A 19,011-nucleotide genomic window follows, 5' to 3' on the forward strand; every position below is an offset into this window, starting at 1 on the left:
CAACTTCTTCATTTTATCCCGCATTAACGTGTAGTAAGACTCCCACCTCAAAAGTATTAAAACCAATGGGGCAAAATTAATTTGGAGCCTGGATGCACGTAAAAGCCCGATTGGTGAGGGCTTTTAATTAGTACGTGGGATCTCCCCACACTAATTAAAGTTTCACTTTATCCCCCATTATAACGGAAAACATTTCATACATGCGAACAATTGCTTTATAATAAAAGTTAGAAAGTTTAGATTTTTCTTTTTTCTAAATTGTTATTTTTATACCAATCGATGGGAGCGTGTATTATGCCAGTATTCGTCTTTTGTATTATCATCTCATTTGTGTTGTACCTCTTCTATAAAACAAAATTCTTTCGTACAAACCGTCCAATGGAGAAAGGTTGGCTCTCAGGAAAATCCGCAATGTCACTCGGCTTATTCGTCCTATTCTTTGGGATAAACCAATTCTTTTTAGAACTTTCAACTGCACGCATTATCGTTGGTGTTTTGTTTATTTTACTTGGCAGCGCGAGTACATTTAATGGATTCCGCCAATATAAACACTTTCTACCATTAGCAGTCAAAGAAGCCGAATCTTATAAAACAACGTAAAAAAAGCATCAACATTGTGATGCTTTTTTACGTCCCTTCACTTTCAAAATCATATATGCAACAAACGCAGATGGTATATTAAAGGGATTACCTTGCACGTGAAAATGTAATTGTTCTTCTCCAAAAGACATCTGTTTGTATAGTTCTTGCTGAGATAATCCTGTTCGTTTCTTTTTTTCATTTAATCCTTGTAAGTATAAGTATTGAATTGGTATCATCACAAGGAAATAAAAGAGTGCGATACCACCAAAAAAGAGTAATTCTGATGACATATTGCATCCCCCTTCCGACATCCATTATCTTACAATCTAATTATATCATAGTATACAATCTAAGTGAATTAATATTCTGTTTTTTCTAATTATACATTCATCTCTCCTTATATATATTTCCCGCTAAAACTCTTCCACATCTTTAACAATAGCTTCCAAACCCAATAAAACAAAAAAGATGGAACAAACCAAAGCGATTTGTTCCACCTTTTTATTTATCGATTAACTGCACCATAAGTAATGCTTTCCCGACAACATTACCTTCATGATGTACTTCTACATCAACCTTACCAAATTTACGCCCAATTTCTAATACTTTCGGATGAACCGATACAACATTATCAATTTGAACCGGTTTTACGAAATAAATTGTTAAGTTCTCAACAATTGAATCGCTCTTCTTCTGCGCACGAATGACGCGGTTTGTTGCTTCTGTCACAATTGTTGTGAATACACCGTAAGATAACGTCCCGATTGAATTCGTCATTTGTGGTGTCACTGAAAATTGATATAAATGCTCATTTTTTGCTTCTTTCGGCGTCATAAATTGGTTCGTTACAATATCATCAATCGTTTCACCAACTTGTGGTTGACGCTGAATCATTTGCAGCGCCTGAAGTACATCTTGACGACTAATGATACCTTGCAATTTATTTCCATCCTCCACAACAGGAAGTAATTCAATACCTTCCCACACCATCATACGTGCTGCAGCTGCGACAGACATTTTTCCATTTACCGTAATAGGGTGTTTCGTCATAACTTTATCAATCGGTGTTTCTTTCGCAACACCAATCATATCTTTCGAAGTTACGATACCTAACACCTTTTTATTTTCATCCACAATTGGATAACGTCCATGCATCGTCTCTTCATTGTACTCATGCCATTTCTGCACTATGTCACTAGGCTTTAAATATAGTGTTTCTTCAATTGGTGTTAAAATATCTTCAACTAGTACAATTTCTTTCTTAATAAGTTGATCATAAATTGCACGGTTAATTAACGTTGCGACCGTAAATGTATCATAACTACTCGAAATAATTGGCAATTTCAATTCATCTGCTAACTTTTTCACATGCTCTTCTGTATCAAATCCACCTGTAATTAATACAGCAGCCCCTGTCTCTAATGCTAATTGATGTGCGTTCGTACGGTTACCGATAATAAGTAAGTTCCCCGCTTCTGTATAGCGCATCATCGCTTCTAATTTCATAGCCCCAATAACGAATTTATTTAACGTTTTATGTAGTCCTTCTCTGCCCCCAAGTACTTGGCCATCGACAATGTTAACGACTTCTGCATATGTCAGTTTTTCGATATTCTCTTTCTTCTTTTGTTCAATTCGAATTGTTCCGACACGCTCAATTGTACTAACATATCCTTTATTTTCTGCGTCTTTAATTGCACGGTAAGCTGTCCCTTCACTTACACTCAAATCTTTCGCAATTTGCCTCACAGAAATTTTATGCCCTACCGGCAGGCTATTAATATGTTCTAAAATTTGATTATGTTTGGTAGCCAAATGGTTTCACCATACTTTCTTTTCCCTAAATTCTTCATGTGTTGTATTTTCAGTATACTATATTTTCAAAACTGTTACACTCTCTCTTTATATGCCTGTACCATTTTTTTTATAACAAAATACCCCTTACATTCCACCAGTCATTCTATTACAACAATGTAATGGTATTGTCATCTCGTTCGATAGTTTGTCCAGACGCTTCAATATACAATTAAGACAAGAAATGAAACAAAGGAGCGAATACACTATGAAAAAATTTTTAGAGGTTGTAGGTGCTGTATTTTTAGCTTTCGTAGATGGAAAAAAAGTTGCAATGGAGTTGAATGAAACACCCGAACAGCCACGTACAAAACGAGAAGAATCAGCTAAACAAATACAGACTTTAAAAACTGTACTACACACATAAAAAACCCTTCACTTGTCATTTCAAATGAAGGGTTTCTTTTTTATAGTGTAATACTTTCTCCAGCTTCTAATACTTTCCCTGTACAATTTTGTAGCTTTCCTACAAATTGATATGGATCTTGTTCAATAACTGGGAACGTATTGTAATGCATCGGTACAACTGTTTTCGCCTCTATCCATTTTGCTGCTAACACAGCATCTTCTGGCCCCATTGTGAAATTATCGCCAATTGGTAAAAATGCTAAATCAATATTATTCAGTTCTCCAATTAACTTCATATCAGAGAATAAAGCAGTATCCCCTGCATGATATACCGTTTTCTCCTCTGCTGTAAACAAAATACCAGCTGGCATACCTGTATATGTAATCGTCTTATTTTCTTCATCAATATAACTAGAGCCGTGGAATGCTTGAGTAAATTTCACCTTTCCAAAGTCAAATTCATGTGAACCACCAATATGCATTGGATGTGTATTTACACCTTGCCATCCTAAAAATGTCGCTAATTCAAACGGTGCCACAACGACCGCATTATTGTTCTTTGCTAACGCTACTGTATCCCCAACATGATCACCGTGTCCGTGCGATAAAATAATCGCATCAACTTTTACATCTTCAGCCTTTAAATCTGTTTTCGGATTTCCCGTTAAAAATGGGTCAATTAAAATAACTTTTCCATTCGTTTCAATCTTTACAACTGAATGCCCGTGATACGATACTTTCATCATTACATTCCTCCCCTATTCACATTCTCACTTTTTATTCTACATGATTTCTCAATTCCCTGTCTTTTCTAACATCGATTTACTTGTCATAACGCTTTCCTCCGATGTAAAGTTATATTTGTAATTAAATATCTCGGGGGTGCCAATCGATGAATGCTAGATTAGAAAATTTAATGCAATGGCTAAAAGAAAAAAACGTAGAAGCTGCGTTCTTAACTTCTACACCGAACGTCTTCTACATGACAAACTTCCACTGTGAACCACATGAAAGACTACTTGGTATGTTTGTATTCCAAGAAAAAGAGCCTATTTTAATTTGTCCTAAAATGGAAGAAGGCCAAGCACGTAACGCTGGCTGGGCACATGAGATTATTGGATTTACTGATACGGACAGACCATGGGATATGATTGCAAAAGCAATTAAAGATCGTGGTATTGATGCAAATGCAGTTGCAATTGAAAAAGAACATTTAAACGTAGAACGTTACGAAGAATTAACGAAGTTATTCCCAAATGCAGCTTTCAAATCAGCTGAAGAGAAAGTTCGCGAACTTCGCTTAATTAAAGACGAAAAAGAACTTTCTATTTTGCGTGAAGCGGCTAAAATGGCAGATTATGCTGTTGAAATTGGTGTAAATGCAATTAAAGAAAATCGTAGTGAGCTAGAAGTATTAGCAATTATTGAGCATGAATTAAAAACAAAAGGCATCCATAAAATGTCATTCGATACGATGGTATTAGCAGGCGCAAACTCTGCTCTTCCACACGGTATTCCAGGTGCAAACAAAATGAAACGCGGCGATTTCGTACTATTTGATTTAGGTGTAATCATTGAAGGTTATTGCTCTGATATTACGCGTACAGTAGCATTTGGTGATATTTCTGAAGAACAAACTCGCATTTACAACACTGTACTTGCTGGACAACTACAAGCAGTTGAAGCATGTAAACCAGGCGTTACATTTGGTGCAATTGACAACGCCGCTCGCTCTGTTATCGCAGATGCAGGTTATGGAGACTTCTTCCCACACCGACTTGGTCACGGACTTGGAATTAGCGTACACGAATATCCAGATGTAAAAGAAGGCAATGAGTCTCTATTAAAAGAAGGTATGGTCTTCACAATCGAGCCAGGTATTTACGTACCAAACGTAGGCGGCGTTCGTATTGAAGATGATATTTACATCACAAAAGACGGATCAGAAATCTTAACGAAATTCCCGAAAGAATTACAATTTGTGAAATAATAAAAAAGGTAGCGTGATCGCTACCTTTTTATTAAAAAAGGCCCTTTAAAAAGTGCCTTCTTCTATCTCACTAATATTTATTTGAAATTTCACGATCCAAACTGAGAAAAGATGGACAAGAAGCGCAAACGCCATACATGCTCCGCTTAAAAAAGTTAGTATAGGATGCGAATACACGTGCCCTAATCCATAGGATATCGCCACGAAAAACATTGTTATGTAAATATAAATTGCTCCATGTATTTGCCTCATATAAACCTCCTTTTCCCATATTATAACATAAATTTTCTGATTATTCACATTAATTAACCGTAATTAATATTTCTCCACTGTTACACCTCTAACAGCCGCTTTAATATATGGTACTCCTTGTAAACCTTGTAAATCCTCTGTTTTCCCTGTTACGACTACACCGTATATTGGTATGTCTTTTGGTTTCGTATTTTTTATTTCTTTATAATATTGTTCAAAATAATCACTTGGTATACCTTCACTATTTTTTGCTAAATACTTCATTTGGTATAGAAATTCTTTTGAGTTTATTGTTATATCGTTTTTCATATCTTCTTTCACTTTTGAATAACTTCCTTCAAATCCAAAAACATTTTTTGCCATTTCCGCATTTAATATCGCACCATCTTTAGGATCTTTTAACCCTACATAAAAATCGCTTTTCTTTTCATTATATGTATCTACCCAAAACCAAACTGGCTGTACACTTTTGGGAAGCATCTCAGTAATTTGTTCAGCTGTATAAGATTTATCAAAAGATAAGGCTACTTCTGCAACTTTATTTTGCAAATCCCCAATATTTTTCAGATCATCCACATAATTTTTATAAGTAACGAAAGGTAAATAAAACCTCATTTCTCTTTGCATTGTTTGTACATTATAATCTGGTATGGTAACAGCCCCTCCCCCCCTTTTCTCTTCATCTAAACTAACAAGTTCACCATTATAGTGCTTCATACTATAACCCCAGATACCTGATTCATATATATCATTTATCCATTTTACTGGTTGACCGACTATATTTTTATAAGAGTTGTATATTACTGTACTTCCTGTCATACCGAGACTTAAATACATGCTTCCGCTAAAACGAATATTAGGGCCTTGAACCTTATGTAGTGCATTCATTTCTCTTTCCATTTTTCTAAACGTTTGCTGAGAAAAATACGCTGCTCCCAAAAACAAACTTACTATAACAATAATGGACGCACAAATAGAAATAAGCCAGTTTCGCCAAAGCTGCTTCCTCTTCGCTCTCTTCATCAAAGTCTTCATCTGCTTATCATCCATATTCAAATCAAAGTCCTTCCGACTCATCATTTCTCCTCCTATACAATTTTTTAAATTGATTTCTTGCACGGTACAAACTTGTTTTCACTGTTTCTTCTTTCATACTTAATAAAATGGCAATTTCCTTATAAGATAGTTCATATTCATATTTCAACAGTAAAATATGACGATAATCCTCCGTCATCGTCTCCAGTATTTCTTGTACTTCTCCTTGCAGTTCACTTGTTAAAAGCACTTCATCTAATGACTTTTGACCAATAAGAACGACCGATTCAATCGCAATTGGATTTAGTCTTTTTTCTTTTCGGTGTAAATCTCGGTGCTGATTGATCGCAACTCTAAATAGCCACGGTGTTAAATGCTCTAACGGTATTTCCTCCATAAGCAATAAAGCCTTATACAACGTATCTTGCACAATATCTTCCGCTTCTTTTCTATCTGCTCCAATCTTAACTAAGTATCCAAACACAGCTTTTGATTTCTCTATTAATAATGTTTCAAACGTATCATGGCTCATTCTGCTCTCCTTTCTATATACTCAACGTTTGAGAGCACAAAATGTATACAGCTTTTCTTAAAAAAATTTTCCACAATAAAAAGCACATCTATTTTGATGTGCTTCTCCCCAAAATACTATTCTATTATTTCATCGCTTCCTTCACAACATCTTGAATCATAACAACTTCTTTTTTCATATCAACAGACGGTGCTTCTTCATCAATACACTCATACCAAAACGCTACATGCTTTTTATCAATTTCATGATGAGAATTTTCGACAAGAGTACCGCCTTCTCCTTGCACAGAATACCAATATAAGTACTCTTCTCCATCTCTTATTTCCCGGAAAATTGTCTCTACATACATTTTCTCGTCGTTTAATGTCAAAAGCACTTCTTTCATATTGCCATTAAGAAGCTGCATCCATTCATCTACCCGATGACTTTTACCTTGTTTCACTTTAAATCTCGTTAACTCCACATTCATTTTTATTCCCCCGTTCTCTTACGTACAAACAAACTATATTCTATTGGATTATGAAAACTTAATTTACTAGCTAATTTTTGCGAAGGAATATTGTCTACATAACAATCCCAGCACGGTATAATATCATTTTGCATGCAATGCTCAATGAAACGTGTTGCGACAGCGTGAGCTAACCCTTTCCCTTGATACGCTTCATGCGTTACAATATCAATTTCAGCAAATCCATTCCCGCTAAATATCGAAACACATTCAGCTACAATTATCCCATCTTGTTCTATACAAAATCCAAAACCACCGTTCAAAAACGTTTCTTTTGATCCCCAATATTCTTTGTAGTACTCCTCTGTAAATTCACTGCTTCTTTCTATATCTCTTCTATCAATATGCTTCACTTCATATGTATTTTTGTTACAATCTCGCTTTCTCTCTTCAAAGGTTACTCTTTGAAATTTCATTCGTGGGATTTTCCGAAGCACATTACTAAAACGCTCTTCAATCATCATTTCCCATTCTTCACTAGAAGTGCAGAATGTAAATCTCTTCTTTGTTTTTCCAATAGCCGTTTTTAAATACGAAAATAAATCTTCGTTATAATTTTGATCATCCGTATCACCAAATAAATAATAGATACCATTAGCTGTACGAATTAGTCCTGCTGTTAACTTCTCGTTTGCAAAAACTTCACCATCTATCATTTGATCACATACCGCATGAGCAAATGTTGTTGTCCTTGTATGACCTTCTAAAATCGGAAGGATTTTTCTATACTGGGCTACAGATAATTTTTTCATAATTGCTCCACTTTAATCGTATCAGCCTCTATATTTTCAAAACAAAGATTTACCGTTCTCTTGAATGCTCTCGTTCTATGGATCGTGCATGCTGGAATTAAGATAGAATCATTTGGCTTTAAAACCGCCGTCTCTCCATCTTCAAAATCGATAAGTAGTTCTCCCTCTAGCACAATAAATAATTCATCCGAATTAGAATGATAGTGCCAATCATATTCACCCGTAAATACAGCAATTCGTAAGCAATGACTATTTATATTTGAAACGACGAAGTTTTTATGTTGATTTTGAATATCTTTTGTTAGTTCTATTAAGTTCACAGTTTCCATATTTCGTCCCATCCTTTCACTATTCGTTTTTTTGAAATAACCAATTTAATCTCCTCCACCATCACTTGAGCTACTACAATCGTTGCTACTGTAGTCACCTAATCCACTTGACGAACTTGAAGCGTATGAAGATTTTTTTCTCTTTTTTCTTTTCCTATCTCTCTTACTTTCATGACTAGGCCATACTGTATCAAAGAATATAACGAATAAAACTAATTCTATTACGGCAAGTATAAACTCTAAAATACTCTCAATAATATTCGGGGTTATTCCAAAACTGTAAAGCACCCCAAATGAACCCATACACAAAATCACATACAGAACCATACAAACATACCGAAACGTTTTTTCTATCATAATGACTATTTTTTTGAAGTTGGAATGTTCTGTTCCTGTTTTTTCTTTATATATTTTTGTCTTTTAGCTTGCTTTTTCTTCTTATTTTTGCTCCCCATTGAATCCCCTCTTTTTTATTGTATAATTCTAAATTATCACAATAAATACCCATTAACATCAACAAGTAACAATTTTTTACATATTATTCCCTGAAAAAAGACCCTCCTCATAAAGGAAGGTCTCAAATGTATCTCTATTATGATAAAGCAGGAGCTTTTTCAAGAAGCTCTTTTGCATCTGCATATTGTAAGCCGTGAGCTTCTGCAACTGCTTCGAATGTTACATAGCCATCTAATGTGTTAATACCTTTTAATAATGCAGTGTTGCCTAAGCAAGCATCTTTATAGCCTTTGTTAGCAATTTGTACTGCATATGGTACTGTTACGTTTGTTAATGCAAGAGTTGATGTACGTGGAACCGCACCTGGCATATTTGCAACTGCATAATGAACAACACCATGTTTCTCATAAGTTGGGTTGTCGTGAGTTGTAATACGGTCAGTTGTTTCGAAAATACCACCTTGGTCAATCGCGATATCTACAACGACAGAACCTGGTTCCATTGATTGAATCATTTCTTCTGTTACAAGTTTTGGCGCTTTTGCACCTGGGATTAATACTGCACCGATTACAAGATCAGATTCTCTTACAGCTTCTGCAATGTTATACGGGTTAGACATTAACGTTTTTACTTGGTTTCCGAAAATGTCATCTAATTGACGAAGACGTTCTGCACTTAAGTCGATGATTGTTACATCTGCACCTAAACCTACTGCAATTTTCGCTGCGTTTGTACCAGCTTGACCACCGCCGATAATTGTTACTTTACCGCGTTTCACCCCTGGAACACCTGCAAGTAAAATACCTTTACCACCTTTGTTTTTCTCAAGGAACTGTGCACCGATTTGCGCAGACATACGACCAGCTACTTCACTCATAGGTGCAAGTAATGGTAAAGAACGATTGTCTAATTGTACTGTTTCGTATGCAATTGATACCACTTTGTTATCAATTAATGCTTTCGTTAATTCTGGCTCTGGAGCTAAGTGTAAGTATGTGAATAAAATTAAACCTTCGCGGAAATAACCGTATTCACTTTCAACTGGCTCTTTTACCTTCATAACCATATCTTGATTCCATGCTTCTTCAGCAGTTTCAACAAGTTTCGCACCAGCTTGTACGTATTCTTCATCTGTAAAGCCTGATCCTACACCTGATCCTTTTTGAACAAAAACTTCATGACCATTTTGTACTAAATGTACAGCTCCCGCTGGCGTCATTGCCACGCGGTTTTCATTGTTTTTAATTTCTGTTGGAATACCGATACGCATTATTAGTTCCCCCTTGAGTTATGAAATGACCCCTGAATCATTTTTTAAAGCGCTTTCTATACTCTTATATTCTAACATAATATCTCAATATTTGACAAAAAAATAATACAAGTTTTCCGATAGGTTTAATCTTACATGAAAGGACAGTATTATCCGTACCTCTCAGTATAAAGGATAAACTGTCCAATTATTCAAAACTTCACTTTATTTAATTCTATCGATGTCTATGAATAACATCAACAGCGCCTGTTACTTCAATAATCGTGCCAGTAATCATATCAGAATCGTCCTCACATAAAAACGAAATGGTTCTTGCGATATCTTCCCCTGTTCCAGATCTACCAATGGGTGTGTTACTACCTTTCAGATTTCGTGCTTCTTCAATCGTTGCCTCTTTCATTTCACCAATTATATCACCAGGACATACCATATTCGCAGTAATACCGTATTCAGCTTCTTCGTATGCGACTGTTTTCGTTAAAGAAACAAGTCCGACTTTCGCAGCTGCAAAGGCTGAACGATAAATCCATCCAGGCGCGCTATCTGCCCCTTGAAATCCATAGTTAATAATACGGCCAAATTGCTGGTTTCTCATAATCGGTACGACAAGTTTTAATAAATGAAACACCGCTGTTAAATTACCCTGGATCATTTCATTCCATTCGTCTTCTTCGTAATCGACTAATTTTTTCCTTTCAAATACGTAAGGACCAGCATTATTAATTAAGAAGTCAATTTTGCCAAAACGGCTCATCGCTTCTTCTACTATTTTATGTAAATCTTCCTTTTTCGTGACATCAGCTTGCACGAACTGTAGACGTTCTTCCATATTTTTATATGTTTCTTTCATTGTTTCCATAGCACTTGTATCGCTATGATATGTTACTGTTACTGAATATCCTTTAGCCAATAACTTTTCTGTTACTTGCTTTCCTAAACCTTTCGTACCGGCTGTAATGAGCGCGTGTCTCACAAACATGCCTCCTTTTAAATTGCTATACTCCATATGTAACAAGTTCTCGCCTCAATTACAACTAAAATGAATTAAGGCAAAGTTTTCAAAATTCTGTAACGTTTCCGACAAGCACATTACCAAAATTTGTTTTATAATAAAGTTGTAAACGGTAATAAAAATGATTGGGAGGAATTTACTATGAATAATACATATACAAATATTTTAATTGCGGTGGACGGTTCTAAAGAAGCAGAAAAAGCCTTTAAAAAAGCAATTCAAGTTGCAAAACGAAACAACGCAACATTAACAATTGCTCATATCGTTGATGTAAAAGCATACTCAGCAGTAGAGGCTTATAGCCGCGCAATTGCTGAACGTGCAAATCTATTTGCAGAAGACTTATTAGAAGACTACAAAAAAACTGCGCTTGAAGCTGGTCTTGAAAAAGTAGAAACTGTATTAGAATTTGGTAATCCTAAATCTAAAATTTCAAAAGAAATCGCTCCAAACCATAAAGTGGATTTAATTATGTGTGGTGCAACTGGTTTAAATGCTGTAGAACGTTTCCTAATTGGTAGCGTCTCTGAACATATTATTCGCTATGCGAAATGCGATGTCCTTGTTGTTCGTGGTGATGAGGAGCAAGGTGATCTTTAATTTATAATTGAAACACCAAGTCCACATGGGCTTGGTGTTTTTCATTTCACAAACTTCACTATAAATACAAGACAAGCCACAACAACAACGGTACCTGTCAACACATACGGCGGAAGGAATTTCAAAGACCATAGCGCCATCATTATCGTGGCAACAGTTAAGTACGTTTGCTTTGCATCTTCTGTCATTTTTTTACGAAGTAAGAAAACATACACATAACCGATTGGCGGCGTAATGAAGCAAAGAACATATATAATTTTTGATTTTAAATACCACTTTTGTTCGCCAAGTTTCTTTATGTCTTCTTCTATTCTCTTACTCTCTTGTTCTCTCACTTCTTCTTCAATCAGATCTTCCTCTTCTCCTCGCCTTTCTTTCATATAAGGAAGAAAGTGCATGAAAAAATAACATGCAAATACGATTGCCCAAAATTCAATATCCAATCTGTCTAGTGGAATATGCTCGCTAAAAAATGCAGCAGCAATCACTAAAGAAAAACAATACGTTGTCATCCAAAATGAACGTTTTCTCTTTTTCCGTTCTATTTCTTTTTTATCTTTTACTTCTTGTACTTTCTTTTTTCTAGAAAGCCATACAGAAATACAGCAATCTACTACAAATAGAGTAAAGATAAAGTGAAACTTTAATCAGCGGGGGTTTTGTTCATCCCCCACTGATTATTAGTTGAACCAATCGGGCTTTTACGGGCAGTTGATCCCCCAACTAACTTCTTTGCTTTCGCTGAATTTTGAGGTGGGGGTCTTACGCCCGTTAATGCGGGATAAATACGTCTCACCTTCCATTCCTTTCTCATTTCCTAACATTAGGTTAGCATACATTTTTTAGAAATAGACGGACAAAATATATGTGTTTAGAAAAGGAGGATGCTACATGGATGATTATGAACGTATTATTTTAGATGTGAACGGTACAGAACTCGAAATGTTAAATACGATTCGCGAGCATTTTAAAGAAAAACATGGTGTTGAACTAAGTCACGGTGCATTACTTAGAGATTTAATGGATATTGAATACATTCGAATTACAGAAGATCGACACAAGTATGATTAATCAATGAAGCTTTAAGCCTAGAACATATTGTTCTAGGCTTAATTAAATCCATACAAAAAGGTAAGGTACTTTCTAAAAAAGCACCTTACCTTCTATATCATATATCATTTAACTTCTAACAAACTCTATTGCTAACCCCTTCGCTTTCTCCAAAGCTTTTTCAATTTGCTCAAACCCTGTCCCACCAGCACTGTTACGGCGCTTTACAGCTGCATAAGGTGAAAGAACTTCATATAAATCTCCTTCAAATAACGGACTCATTTCTTTATACGTTTCAAGTGGTACATCTAATAAATAGATTCCTTTTTGCGTACAATGAAGAACTAGTTTCCCAACAATTTCATGAGCTTGACGGAACGGCAGTCCCTTGCTTGCTAAATAGTCGGCAATTTCTGTTGCGTTAGAGAAGTCTTGCGTCACAGCTTGCCCCATTTTTTCTTTGTTTACAGTCATCGTTTCAAGCATGCCTGCCATAATATGAAGGCATCCTTCAACTGTTTTCACTGTATCAAACATTCCTTCTTTATCTTCTTGTAAGTCTTTATTGTAAGCGAGCGGCAATCCTTTCATTACTGTAAGTAAACTGAATAAATTACCATATACTCTGCCCGTTTTACCACGAATAAGTTCCGCCATATCCGGATTTTTCTTCTGCGGCATAATACTGCTTCCTGTTGCGTATTGATCGCTCATTTCAATAAATTGAAACTCTTGGCTACTCCATAAAATAAGTTCTTCGCAAAAGCGTGATAAGTGCATCATGAGCATAGATGAGTTACTTAAAAACTCCAGTATGAAATCACGATCACTTACCGCATCTAAACTATTTTCATAGATTCCATTAAATCCAAGAAGCTCCGCACTATATTCTCGGTCAATCGGGAATGTTGTACCAGCTAGTGCTCCAGCTCCTAATGGTGAAATGTTAATACGCTTTAACGAATCTTCATAACGATTCACATCGCGCTCTAACATCCAAAAGTAAGCAAGAATATGATGCGCAAATGAAATCGGCTGTGCACGTTGCAAGTGCGTATAGCCAGGCATAATTGTTTCAATATTATTTTCCGCTTGATGAACAAGAACAGTTTGCAATTGTTTTGTAGCTTTTATAATATCTTCTACTTTTCCTTTTAAATACAAGTGCATATCTGTCGCTACTTGATCGTTACGGCTTCGGCCTGTATGAAGTTTCCCTCCTACTTCACCGATTCTTTCAATTAACATCTTTTCAATATTTAAATGAATGTCCTCAGCCTCAACTGAGAAATTCAATTTATTTTCTTTCGCTTCCTCTAGTAAATATTGAAGCCCTATCTTTATTTTCTCTGCTTCTTCTTTCGTAACAATGCCTTGCTTTGCTAACATCGTTACGTGTGCGATACTCCCTTTTATATCTTGATTTACTAATTGTTGATCAAAGGAGATGGATGCTCCAAACTCTTCAACCCACGCTTCCGCTTCTTCTGTAAAACGTCCGCCCCAAAGTTTGCTCACGCTTCCACCTTCTTTTGATTCACTTGACTGTATACTTTCGTAGGTAAACCGAATAATGAAATGAATCCAACTGCTGCATCATGATTAAATTCATCCTGGACAGTATACGTTGCTAATTTTTCATCGTATAAAGAGTACTCAGATTTACGCCCTTCTACAATCGCATGACCTTTAAATAATTTCACACGTACTGTACCTGTTACATTTTTTTGCGTTTCTTGTAAGAAAGCATTGAGCGCTTGTTTTAAAGGTGAGAACCATAAACCGTTATAAATTAATTCTGTTAGTTTTTGCTCAATCATCGGTTTGAAATGAGCAACCTCTTTCACAAGTGTTAAATCTTCAAGTTCTTTATGCGCTGTTATTAATGTCATTGCTGCTGGGCATTCATATACTTCACGAGATTTAATACCGACAAGGCGATTTTCTACATGATCGATACGTCCAACGCCATGTTTGCCAGCTAAGGCATTTAACGTTTTAATTAGTTCTGAAAGTGAATATGCAGTGCCGTTTAAAGTCGTCGGTACTCCTGCTTCAAATCCGATTTCTACAAACTCTGGTTTATTCGGTGTATCTTCTAATGCTAATGTCATCTCGTATGCTTCTTCTGGCGGCGCTGCCCATGGATCTTCTAAAATTCCACATTCGTTGCTGCGTCCCCATAAGTTTTGATCGATTGAAAACGGGCTATCTAAATTAATTGGAATCGGTATATCATTTTCTTTTGCATATGCAATTTCTTCTTCACGTGACCATTTCCATTCACGTACGGGCGCAATAACTTCTAAATATGGATTCAACGCTTGAATAGAAACTTCAAAACGAACTTGGTCATTCCCTTTCCCTGTACATCCATGTGCAACTGCACTTGCGCCTTCCTGCTCTGCAATTTCTACTAATTTTTTTGCAATAAGCGGACGAGATAATGCAGAGACAAGCGGATATTTCCCTTCGTATAACGTGTGAGCTTGCATCGCTATCAATGCATATTCATTCGCATATTCTTCTTGAACATCAATCATATATGATTTAATTGCACCTACTGAAAGTGCTTTTTCTTTTACAAACGCTAAGTCTTTACCTTCCCCTAGATCTAAGCAAAGCGCGATAATATCATAATTCTTCTCTTGTAACCATTTAATTGCAACGGAAGTATCAAGACCTCCGGAATATGCTAATACAACTTTTTTCTTCTCCATTTTGCATCCCCCTAAAGAATAAATATTCATCTTTTCTTATAATAATCCAAACTTTATCACCTTTCATAAAATGAATCAAGGGGAATTTATAAAATTTTTTCAAACAATTTCGTCGAACTTCTTTCTTTTTTTATGTAAAATAGAGGAAGGAAAATGGAGGGGTGTCCATGAAAAAGTATTTTATATACAATGAACATCTAGGAATTGAAGTACCGAACATACAAGAAAAATGGGAAGACATCTCTGAACAAGCGCAGCATTCTATTTTATTAAAATGGGAGCAAGTTCGCGGGAAAATACCTGATCGTATAAAGGAACTTGAGCACCATATTAACGCTAAACAACACCACTTAAATAACGAAGAAGACTTCGAAATTTCTTGCAAGCTTAATTCAGAAATTGCCGATCTTGCTTCCATCATTAATGACCTTTGGCTTTGGTATCGACTCACTCAAAATGTATCTGAGGGAAAAGCACACCAATGAAAAAAGCATGCCCCTCAATTACTTTGGGTCATGCTTTTTTGTCGTAACACGATTTACAATATATTTCTTGTGCTGTTTTCGCCAAACACACATCAAACGGACCAACTAATATACTTCTTTCTTTCGGCAACTTTACAAAAGCAACTAGCTCTTCTTCATATTCAATCTTTTTCTGACATAAAACGCATTTTAATTCTTTTCTTTTAAACATGTCTTTTAGCATATCTCCATTCTCCCCCTCATCTATCTATATTAATATACTCTCATAATAGTTAGAGCTTGTAAAAAAATGACACATTCCGAAACAAATTATTCATATACTATGTACAAAAGGAGGTCTCAAACTTATGCGAGCTTTCATTATTATCGCTTTAACTTTTTTAAGTATCATTAGCTGGGATGCATTTTTTAAAGATAAAAGTGATGAGAACAATACAATTGAATAAAAACCCTTCTTTTCTTACTTATTGGACAAACTTCTAAAAGTTGTCCAGTTCTACGAAATAACTTAGGCTTTTCTACAAAAATATTTAAACATAACATTTTTTGTAGATTCTCTCCGGTTATTGTCGGTTTCCATCCGCATGTATTTTTTGAAAGTATGATATAATAATATAAATCTTGAAGGAAGGGATTTTGATATCATGATCGCTCGAAGGAGCATGTGGCATCGTATTGACGAATCATACACGTAGCGTATTTTTCAGCTCAGATACTTTAGTCTAGCGAAAAAAATACGAGAGTGGGGAAATTATGATTGCCCGAAGGATAATTTGGCAAAAAAAAGACTCTTCTTACACATAGCGTTTTGTTTAGGACTTAATTGTTACTAGCTAAACAAAACAAAGAAGAGCAGGATTGCTAAATGAAGAATCCTACTCCCCGTTTTGTTTAGTCGCTTTAAGACTTAAACTAAAACGAAGGTAGGGAGAATTGATGGACGAGAGGATTATTCGTTATTTCTTCAGCGACATATAGCGTAGTTAGTTTTTTTCGTAAACTAACTGAAAGCTACATGTGAGCTCGTAGTTAGTTTACAACACCAAAAGGACTACTAACTACGGAAAGAAGGAATAACGATGAGGAACATCCAAAGTCGACAAATTATTAAAGAAGTTTTTATGGTTTTAATCGGTTCATTTATATTAGCAGCAGCGCTATATCACATTCACTTCCAAAACCACTTAACAGAAGGTGGCTTTGTAGGTATTGCACTATTTATCCAAAATTTTTATGATATTTCACCATCTATTTCAACTGTAGTAATGGATATCCCTATTATTTTACTATGTGCTTCATTTTTAGGTAGAAAAATGGTTGGTTATTCATTCTTAGGTTCACTTTCATTCGGAGTATTTTATTCCCTTATGGAAAATTATTCTCCTTTTACGGTAGATTTATCAAATAATTTATTTGTAGCTGCAGTAGTTGGCGGTGCGTTAGCTGGTATTGGACTCGGTTTTATATTGCGATTTGGCGGTGCAACCGGTGGAGACGATATTTTAACAATTATATTAAGTAAACGAACTCGGTTTACAATTGGGCAAATTTTCTTCGTCTTTGACGCGATTGTTCTTGCGCTTTCATTATATTATTTAAATTGGACAGAAATTGCTTTTACTATTCTTTCGATTGCCGTACAGGCAAAAACATTGGATTTAATTTACTATCCAAAAACAGAAAAGAAAGCAGCAAAGCAACCCGTTTCTATTCCAATATCCAAAAAACATGCGACAAACTAAAAAGCGAAAGGCTTCGGCCTCTCGCTTTTTTTCATGCTCTCTTTTCTTTTTCTAATATGTAGCGTACTTGATAAAACTTATTTGCAAATTCAGTAACATTCCTCGTTAAGCGATAGTTCACTGTAGAGCCAATTGCCATTCCAAGTACAGGAATGCCTTGGAATACTTTACGACGAAGAGCATAAATCGAAAATGTCTTCAAAATTTGTTTTAACACAACCTCAGTAGAAGCTGGCTTTAACACCTCTTCGTCTCCTTCATAAAAGAATGAATCTTCTTGCTCAAGTTCTCTCAGTAAATTGTACCATGCGTATTGCTGAAGTCTCGCCGGCAATAATGCTGCATGGAATACCTTTAACGCAAGCATCATTTCATACGGCTTGTTCACATCATGTCCAAATGATGTCGCAATAAGTTGTACAGCCTTCACATTTAACGCAATCATAACCGGAAAATCAGCCGTTAATAATAATAGACCGCCAACACCTGTTGCTCCGCCTTGTACGAATGAATATAGACGATGACGTGCTGTTTGCTGCTCTGCTATGTATGTTAATTGATCAATAGATAACGCCTTCAAATCTTCAAGTTGCTCAATTGATTCATCAAATAATCTCGATGTTCCTAAAATACGATTACGTGCATCTAACTGTGATTGTGAACTTTGAATAAGTGCATGCAAATGAAAGAGCCATCCATCTGCTTTCGTAAAAAAGTCTTTTCGTTTTTTCTCAGGTAGTTTTGCAACTGCAGTATGCAACCACTTATCAAACATCTTTTGAAAATCGGTCGCTTCTTGCTCTACTAATTGCCCTTCCCACTCTTTTATATTGTCTAAAATGGCTTGTTCTCGCTTCGATCGCATCACAACAACCACCTCGTTCGATTTTTTTCTATTGTATCATATTTGCAAATATGCTTGTACATCGCATGTTCTTTATTTACAGCCTAAGAAGTCGCAACATTCTATCCGAATACATGGTACCAGTTTCTATTCAGCTAGATTATAATCGTCCCTATACAAAACAAATGAGGAGCGATTATACATATGTACCCACGTGCAAAAGCTTTTGGCATTGCTATACATCACGATCGACTTCTCGTACAAGAATATAATATGGAAGACGCAATCTTTTATCGGCCTCTTGGCGGTTCAATTGAACTTGGTGAGAAATCAGCAGATACCGTTATTCGAGAATTTACAGAAGAACTTCATACAGAAATAGAAGTTACCGATTATTTAGGATGCTTAGAAAATATTTTTTATTCAGGTGAGAAAATTGGTCATGAGATCATTCAACTATATTCTGTGCGTTTATTAGACACATCACTATATGAAATGGAAATACTGAATATAAAAGATGAACAAACAGCCTCATATGCAAAATGGATTCCCCTCACTGCATTTATTCAAAAGGAAAAAATACTATATCCAGATCAGATTTTAAAATATATACAAAAAAAAGACGAAATCCTTTAGGATCTCGTCTTTTT

At 35.7% G+C, this 19,011-nt stretch carries 23 protein-coding genes and 2 pseudogenes; 8 read left to right on the forward strand and 17 right to left on the reverse strand.

The annotated features are described in order from the left end of the window. Nucleotides 1–294 precede the first annotated feature (294 nt). Entirely contained in the window at nucleotides 295–600 is a 306-nt protein-coding gene (locus tag JFU23_RS10965) for a YtpI family protein (protein WP_061673945.1), read from the forward strand. Nucleotides 601–608: 8 nt separating this feature from the next. Here the strand turns inward: JFU23_RS10965 and JFU23_RS10970 are convergent, their stop codons facing one another. Then, on the reverse strand, nucleotides 609–872 hold the full coding sequence (locus tag JFU23_RS10970) for a DUF3949 domain-containing protein (protein WP_002034294.1): 264 nt from the start codon (nucleotides 870–872) through the stop codon (nucleotides 609–611). A 211-nt stretch (nucleotides 873–1,083) separates the two neighbouring features. After that, nucleotides 1,084–2,397 carry a DRTGG domain-containing protein gene (locus JFU23_RS10975; RefSeq protein WP_002034295.1) on the reverse strand — a complete coding sequence of 438 codons (1,314 nt, stop codon included), beginning with the start codon at nucleotides 2,395–2,397 and terminating at the stop codon, nucleotides 1,084–1,086. Between the two features lie 247 nt (nucleotides 2,398–2,644). On the opposite strand from JFU23_RS10975, the gene JFU23_RS10980 reads away from it, so the two are divergent. Continuing rightward, on the forward strand, nucleotides 2,645–2,803 hold the full coding sequence (locus JFU23_RS10980) for a hypothetical protein (protein ID WP_002088953.1): 159 nt from the start codon (nucleotides 2,645–2,647) through the stop codon (nucleotides 2,801–2,803). Between the two features lie 40 nt (nucleotides 2,804–2,843). Here the strand turns inward: JFU23_RS10980 and JFU23_RS10985 are convergent, their stop codons facing one another. After that, nucleotides 2,844–3,527: a metal-dependent hydrolase gene (locus tag JFU23_RS10985; RefSeq protein ID WP_002088954.1), complete on the reverse strand. Its 684-nt coding sequence runs from the start codon at nucleotides 3,525–3,527 to the stop codon at nucleotides 2,844–2,846. A gap of 149 nt (nucleotides 3,528–3,676) precedes the next feature. Here JFU23_RS10985 and pepQ point away from each other — a divergent pair, with 149 nt between their 5' ends. Further along, nucleotides 3,677–4,774 carry a Xaa-Pro dipeptidase gene (gene pepQ, locus JFU23_RS10990; protein ID WP_201031889.1) on the forward strand — a complete coding sequence of 366 codons (1,098 nt, stop codon included), beginning with the start codon at nucleotides 3,677–3,679 and terminating at the stop codon, nucleotides 4,772–4,774. Between the two features lie 45 nt (nucleotides 4,775–4,819). Here pepQ and JFU23_RS10995 read toward each other — a convergent pair whose 3' ends face one another. The 9 genes and pseudogenes from JFU23_RS10995 to JFU23_RS11035 form a co-directional block, all read right to left on the reverse strand. Next, nucleotides 4,820–5,026 carry a hypothetical protein gene (locus JFU23_RS10995; protein ID WP_002088956.1) on the reverse strand — a complete coding sequence of 69 codons (207 nt, stop codon included), beginning with the start codon at nucleotides 5,024–5,026 and terminating at the stop codon, nucleotides 4,820–4,822. Between the two features lie 63 nt (nucleotides 5,027–5,089). Further along, nucleotides 5,090–6,103 carry an anti sigma factor C-terminal domain-containing protein gene (locus JFU23_RS11000; RefSeq protein ID WP_201031890.1) on the reverse strand — a complete coding sequence of 338 codons (1,014 nt, stop codon included), beginning with the start codon at nucleotides 6,101–6,103 and terminating at the stop codon, nucleotides 5,090–5,092. Then, nucleotides 6,084–6,593 (reverse strand): RNA polymerase sigma factor, encoded by a 510-nt coding sequence (locus JFU23_RS11005; RefSeq protein WP_201031891.1) that lies wholly within the window; start codon nucleotides 6,591–6,593, stop codon nucleotides 6,084–6,086. The genes JFU23_RS11000 and JFU23_RS11005 overlap by 20 nt, the downstream gene beginning before the upstream one ends. A 124-nt stretch (nucleotides 6,594–6,717) precedes the next feature. Continuing rightward, nucleotides 6,718–7,062, reverse strand: a complete 345-nt coding sequence (locus JFU23_RS11010) for a DUF6176 family protein (RefSeq protein WP_201031892.1) — start codon at nucleotides 7,060–7,062, stop codon at nucleotides 6,718–6,720. 2 nt (nucleotides 7,063–7,064) lie between these two features. Beyond that, a complete protein-coding gene (locus tag JFU23_RS11015; protein ID WP_201031893.1) occupies nucleotides 7,065–7,853 on the reverse strand; it encodes a GNAT family N-acetyltransferase in 789 nt (262 codons plus the stop codon). Further along, a complete protein-coding gene (locus JFU23_RS11020; protein ID WP_201031894.1) occupies nucleotides 7,850–8,182 on the reverse strand; it encodes a cupin domain-containing protein in 333 nt (110 codons plus the stop codon). Before JFU23_RS11020 ends, JFU23_RS11015 begins: the two co-directional genes overlap by 4 nt. A 45-nt stretch (nucleotides 8,183–8,227) precedes the next feature. Continuing rightward, nucleotides 8,228–8,637 (reverse strand): annotated as a pseudogene (locus tag JFU23_RS11025) (hypothetical protein). Between the two features lie 137 nt (nucleotides 8,638–8,774). Then, a complete protein-coding gene (ald, locus tag JFU23_RS11030; protein ID WP_085312499.1) occupies nucleotides 8,775–9,908 on the reverse strand; it encodes an alanine dehydrogenase in 1,134 nt (377 codons plus the stop codon). A 214-nt stretch (nucleotides 9,909–10,122) separates the two neighbouring features. Beyond that, on the reverse strand, nucleotides 10,123–10,914 hold the full coding sequence (locus JFU23_RS11035) for an SDR family oxidoreductase (RefSeq protein ID WP_002034312.1): 792 nt from the start codon (nucleotides 10,912–10,914) through the stop codon (nucleotides 10,123–10,125). 147 nt (nucleotides 10,915–11,061) lie between these two features. Here JFU23_RS11035 and JFU23_RS11040 point away from each other — a divergent pair, with 147 nt between their 5' ends. Then, a complete protein-coding gene (locus tag JFU23_RS11040) occupies nucleotides 11,062–11,520 on the forward strand; it encodes a universal stress protein (protein WP_001066676.1) in 459 nt (152 codons plus the stop codon). A 41-nt stretch (nucleotides 11,521–11,561) separates the two neighbouring features. On the opposite strand, the pseudogene JFU23_RS11045 reads toward JFU23_RS11040, so the two are convergent. Next, nucleotides 11,562–12,155: pseudogene (locus JFU23_RS11045) on the reverse strand (hypothetical protein); the annotation flags it as partial. 256 nt (nucleotides 12,156–12,411) lie between these two features. Here JFU23_RS11045 and JFU23_RS11050 point away from each other — a divergent pair. After that, nucleotides 12,412–12,591, forward strand: coding sequence for a hypothetical protein (locus JFU23_RS11050; protein WP_002034316.1), 180 nt, complete (start codon nucleotides 12,412–12,414; stop codon nucleotides 12,589–12,591). Nucleotides 12,592–12,699: 108 nt separating this feature from the next. On the opposite strand, the gene argH is transcribed toward JFU23_RS11050, so the two are convergent. Together argH and JFU23_RS11060 are read right to left on the reverse strand one after the other, a co-directional pair. Further along, a complete protein-coding gene (gene argH, locus JFU23_RS11055) occupies nucleotides 12,700–14,088 on the reverse strand; it encodes an argininosuccinate lyase (protein WP_201031895.1) in 1,389 nt (462 codons plus the stop codon). Continuing rightward, nucleotides 14,085–15,290 (reverse strand): argininosuccinate synthase, encoded by a 1,206-nt coding sequence (locus tag JFU23_RS11060; protein ID WP_201031896.1) that lies wholly within the window; start codon nucleotides 15,288–15,290, stop codon nucleotides 14,085–14,087. The genes argH and JFU23_RS11060 overlap by 4 nt, the downstream gene beginning before the upstream one ends. Before the next feature lie 167 nt (nucleotides 15,291–15,457). Here JFU23_RS11060 and JFU23_RS11065 point away from each other — a divergent pair, with 167 nt between their 5' ends. Beyond that, nucleotides 15,458–15,775 (forward strand): hypothetical protein, encoded by a 318-nt coding sequence (locus JFU23_RS11065; RefSeq protein WP_063218482.1) that lies wholly within the window; start codon nucleotides 15,458–15,460, stop codon nucleotides 15,773–15,775. A 28-nt stretch (nucleotides 15,776–15,803) separates the two neighbouring features. Here the strand turns inward: JFU23_RS11065 and JFU23_RS11070 are convergent, their stop codons facing one another. Continuing rightward, nucleotides 15,804–15,998, reverse strand: coding sequence for a hypothetical protein (locus JFU23_RS11070; RefSeq protein ID WP_201031897.1), 195 nt, complete (start codon nucleotides 15,996–15,998; stop codon nucleotides 15,804–15,806). 856 nt (nucleotides 15,999–16,854) lie between these two features. Here JFU23_RS11070 and JFU23_RS11075 point away from each other — a divergent pair. Continuing rightward, a complete protein-coding gene (locus JFU23_RS11075; RefSeq protein WP_002015542.1) occupies nucleotides 16,855–17,517 on the forward strand; it encodes a YitT family protein in 663 nt (220 codons plus the stop codon). A gap of 31 nt (nucleotides 17,518–17,548) precedes the next feature. Here the strand turns inward: JFU23_RS11075 and JFU23_RS11080 are convergent, their stop codons facing one another. Continuing rightward, nucleotides 17,549–18,382 (reverse strand): EcsC family protein, encoded by an 834-nt coding sequence (locus JFU23_RS11080; RefSeq protein ID WP_201031898.1) that lies wholly within the window; start codon nucleotides 18,380–18,382, stop codon nucleotides 17,549–17,551. Between the two features lie 183 nt (nucleotides 18,383–18,565). Between JFU23_RS11080 and JFU23_RS11085 the strand changes: the two genes are divergently transcribed. Continuing rightward, the gene (locus JFU23_RS11085) at nucleotides 18,566–18,997 is read left to right on the forward strand and encodes an NUDIX hydrolase (RefSeq protein ID WP_201031899.1); all 432 of its coding nucleotides are present in this window, start codon (nucleotides 18,566–18,568) and stop codon (nucleotides 18,995–18,997) included. Nucleotides 18,998–19,011: the final 14 nt, after the last annotated feature.

Origin of the sequence: Bacillus sp. TH50 (assembly GCF_016650565.1) — a bacterium.
GTDB classification, from domain to species: domain Bacteria; phylum Bacillota; class Bacilli; order Bacillales; family Bacillaceae_G; genus Bacillus_A; species Bacillus_A mycoides.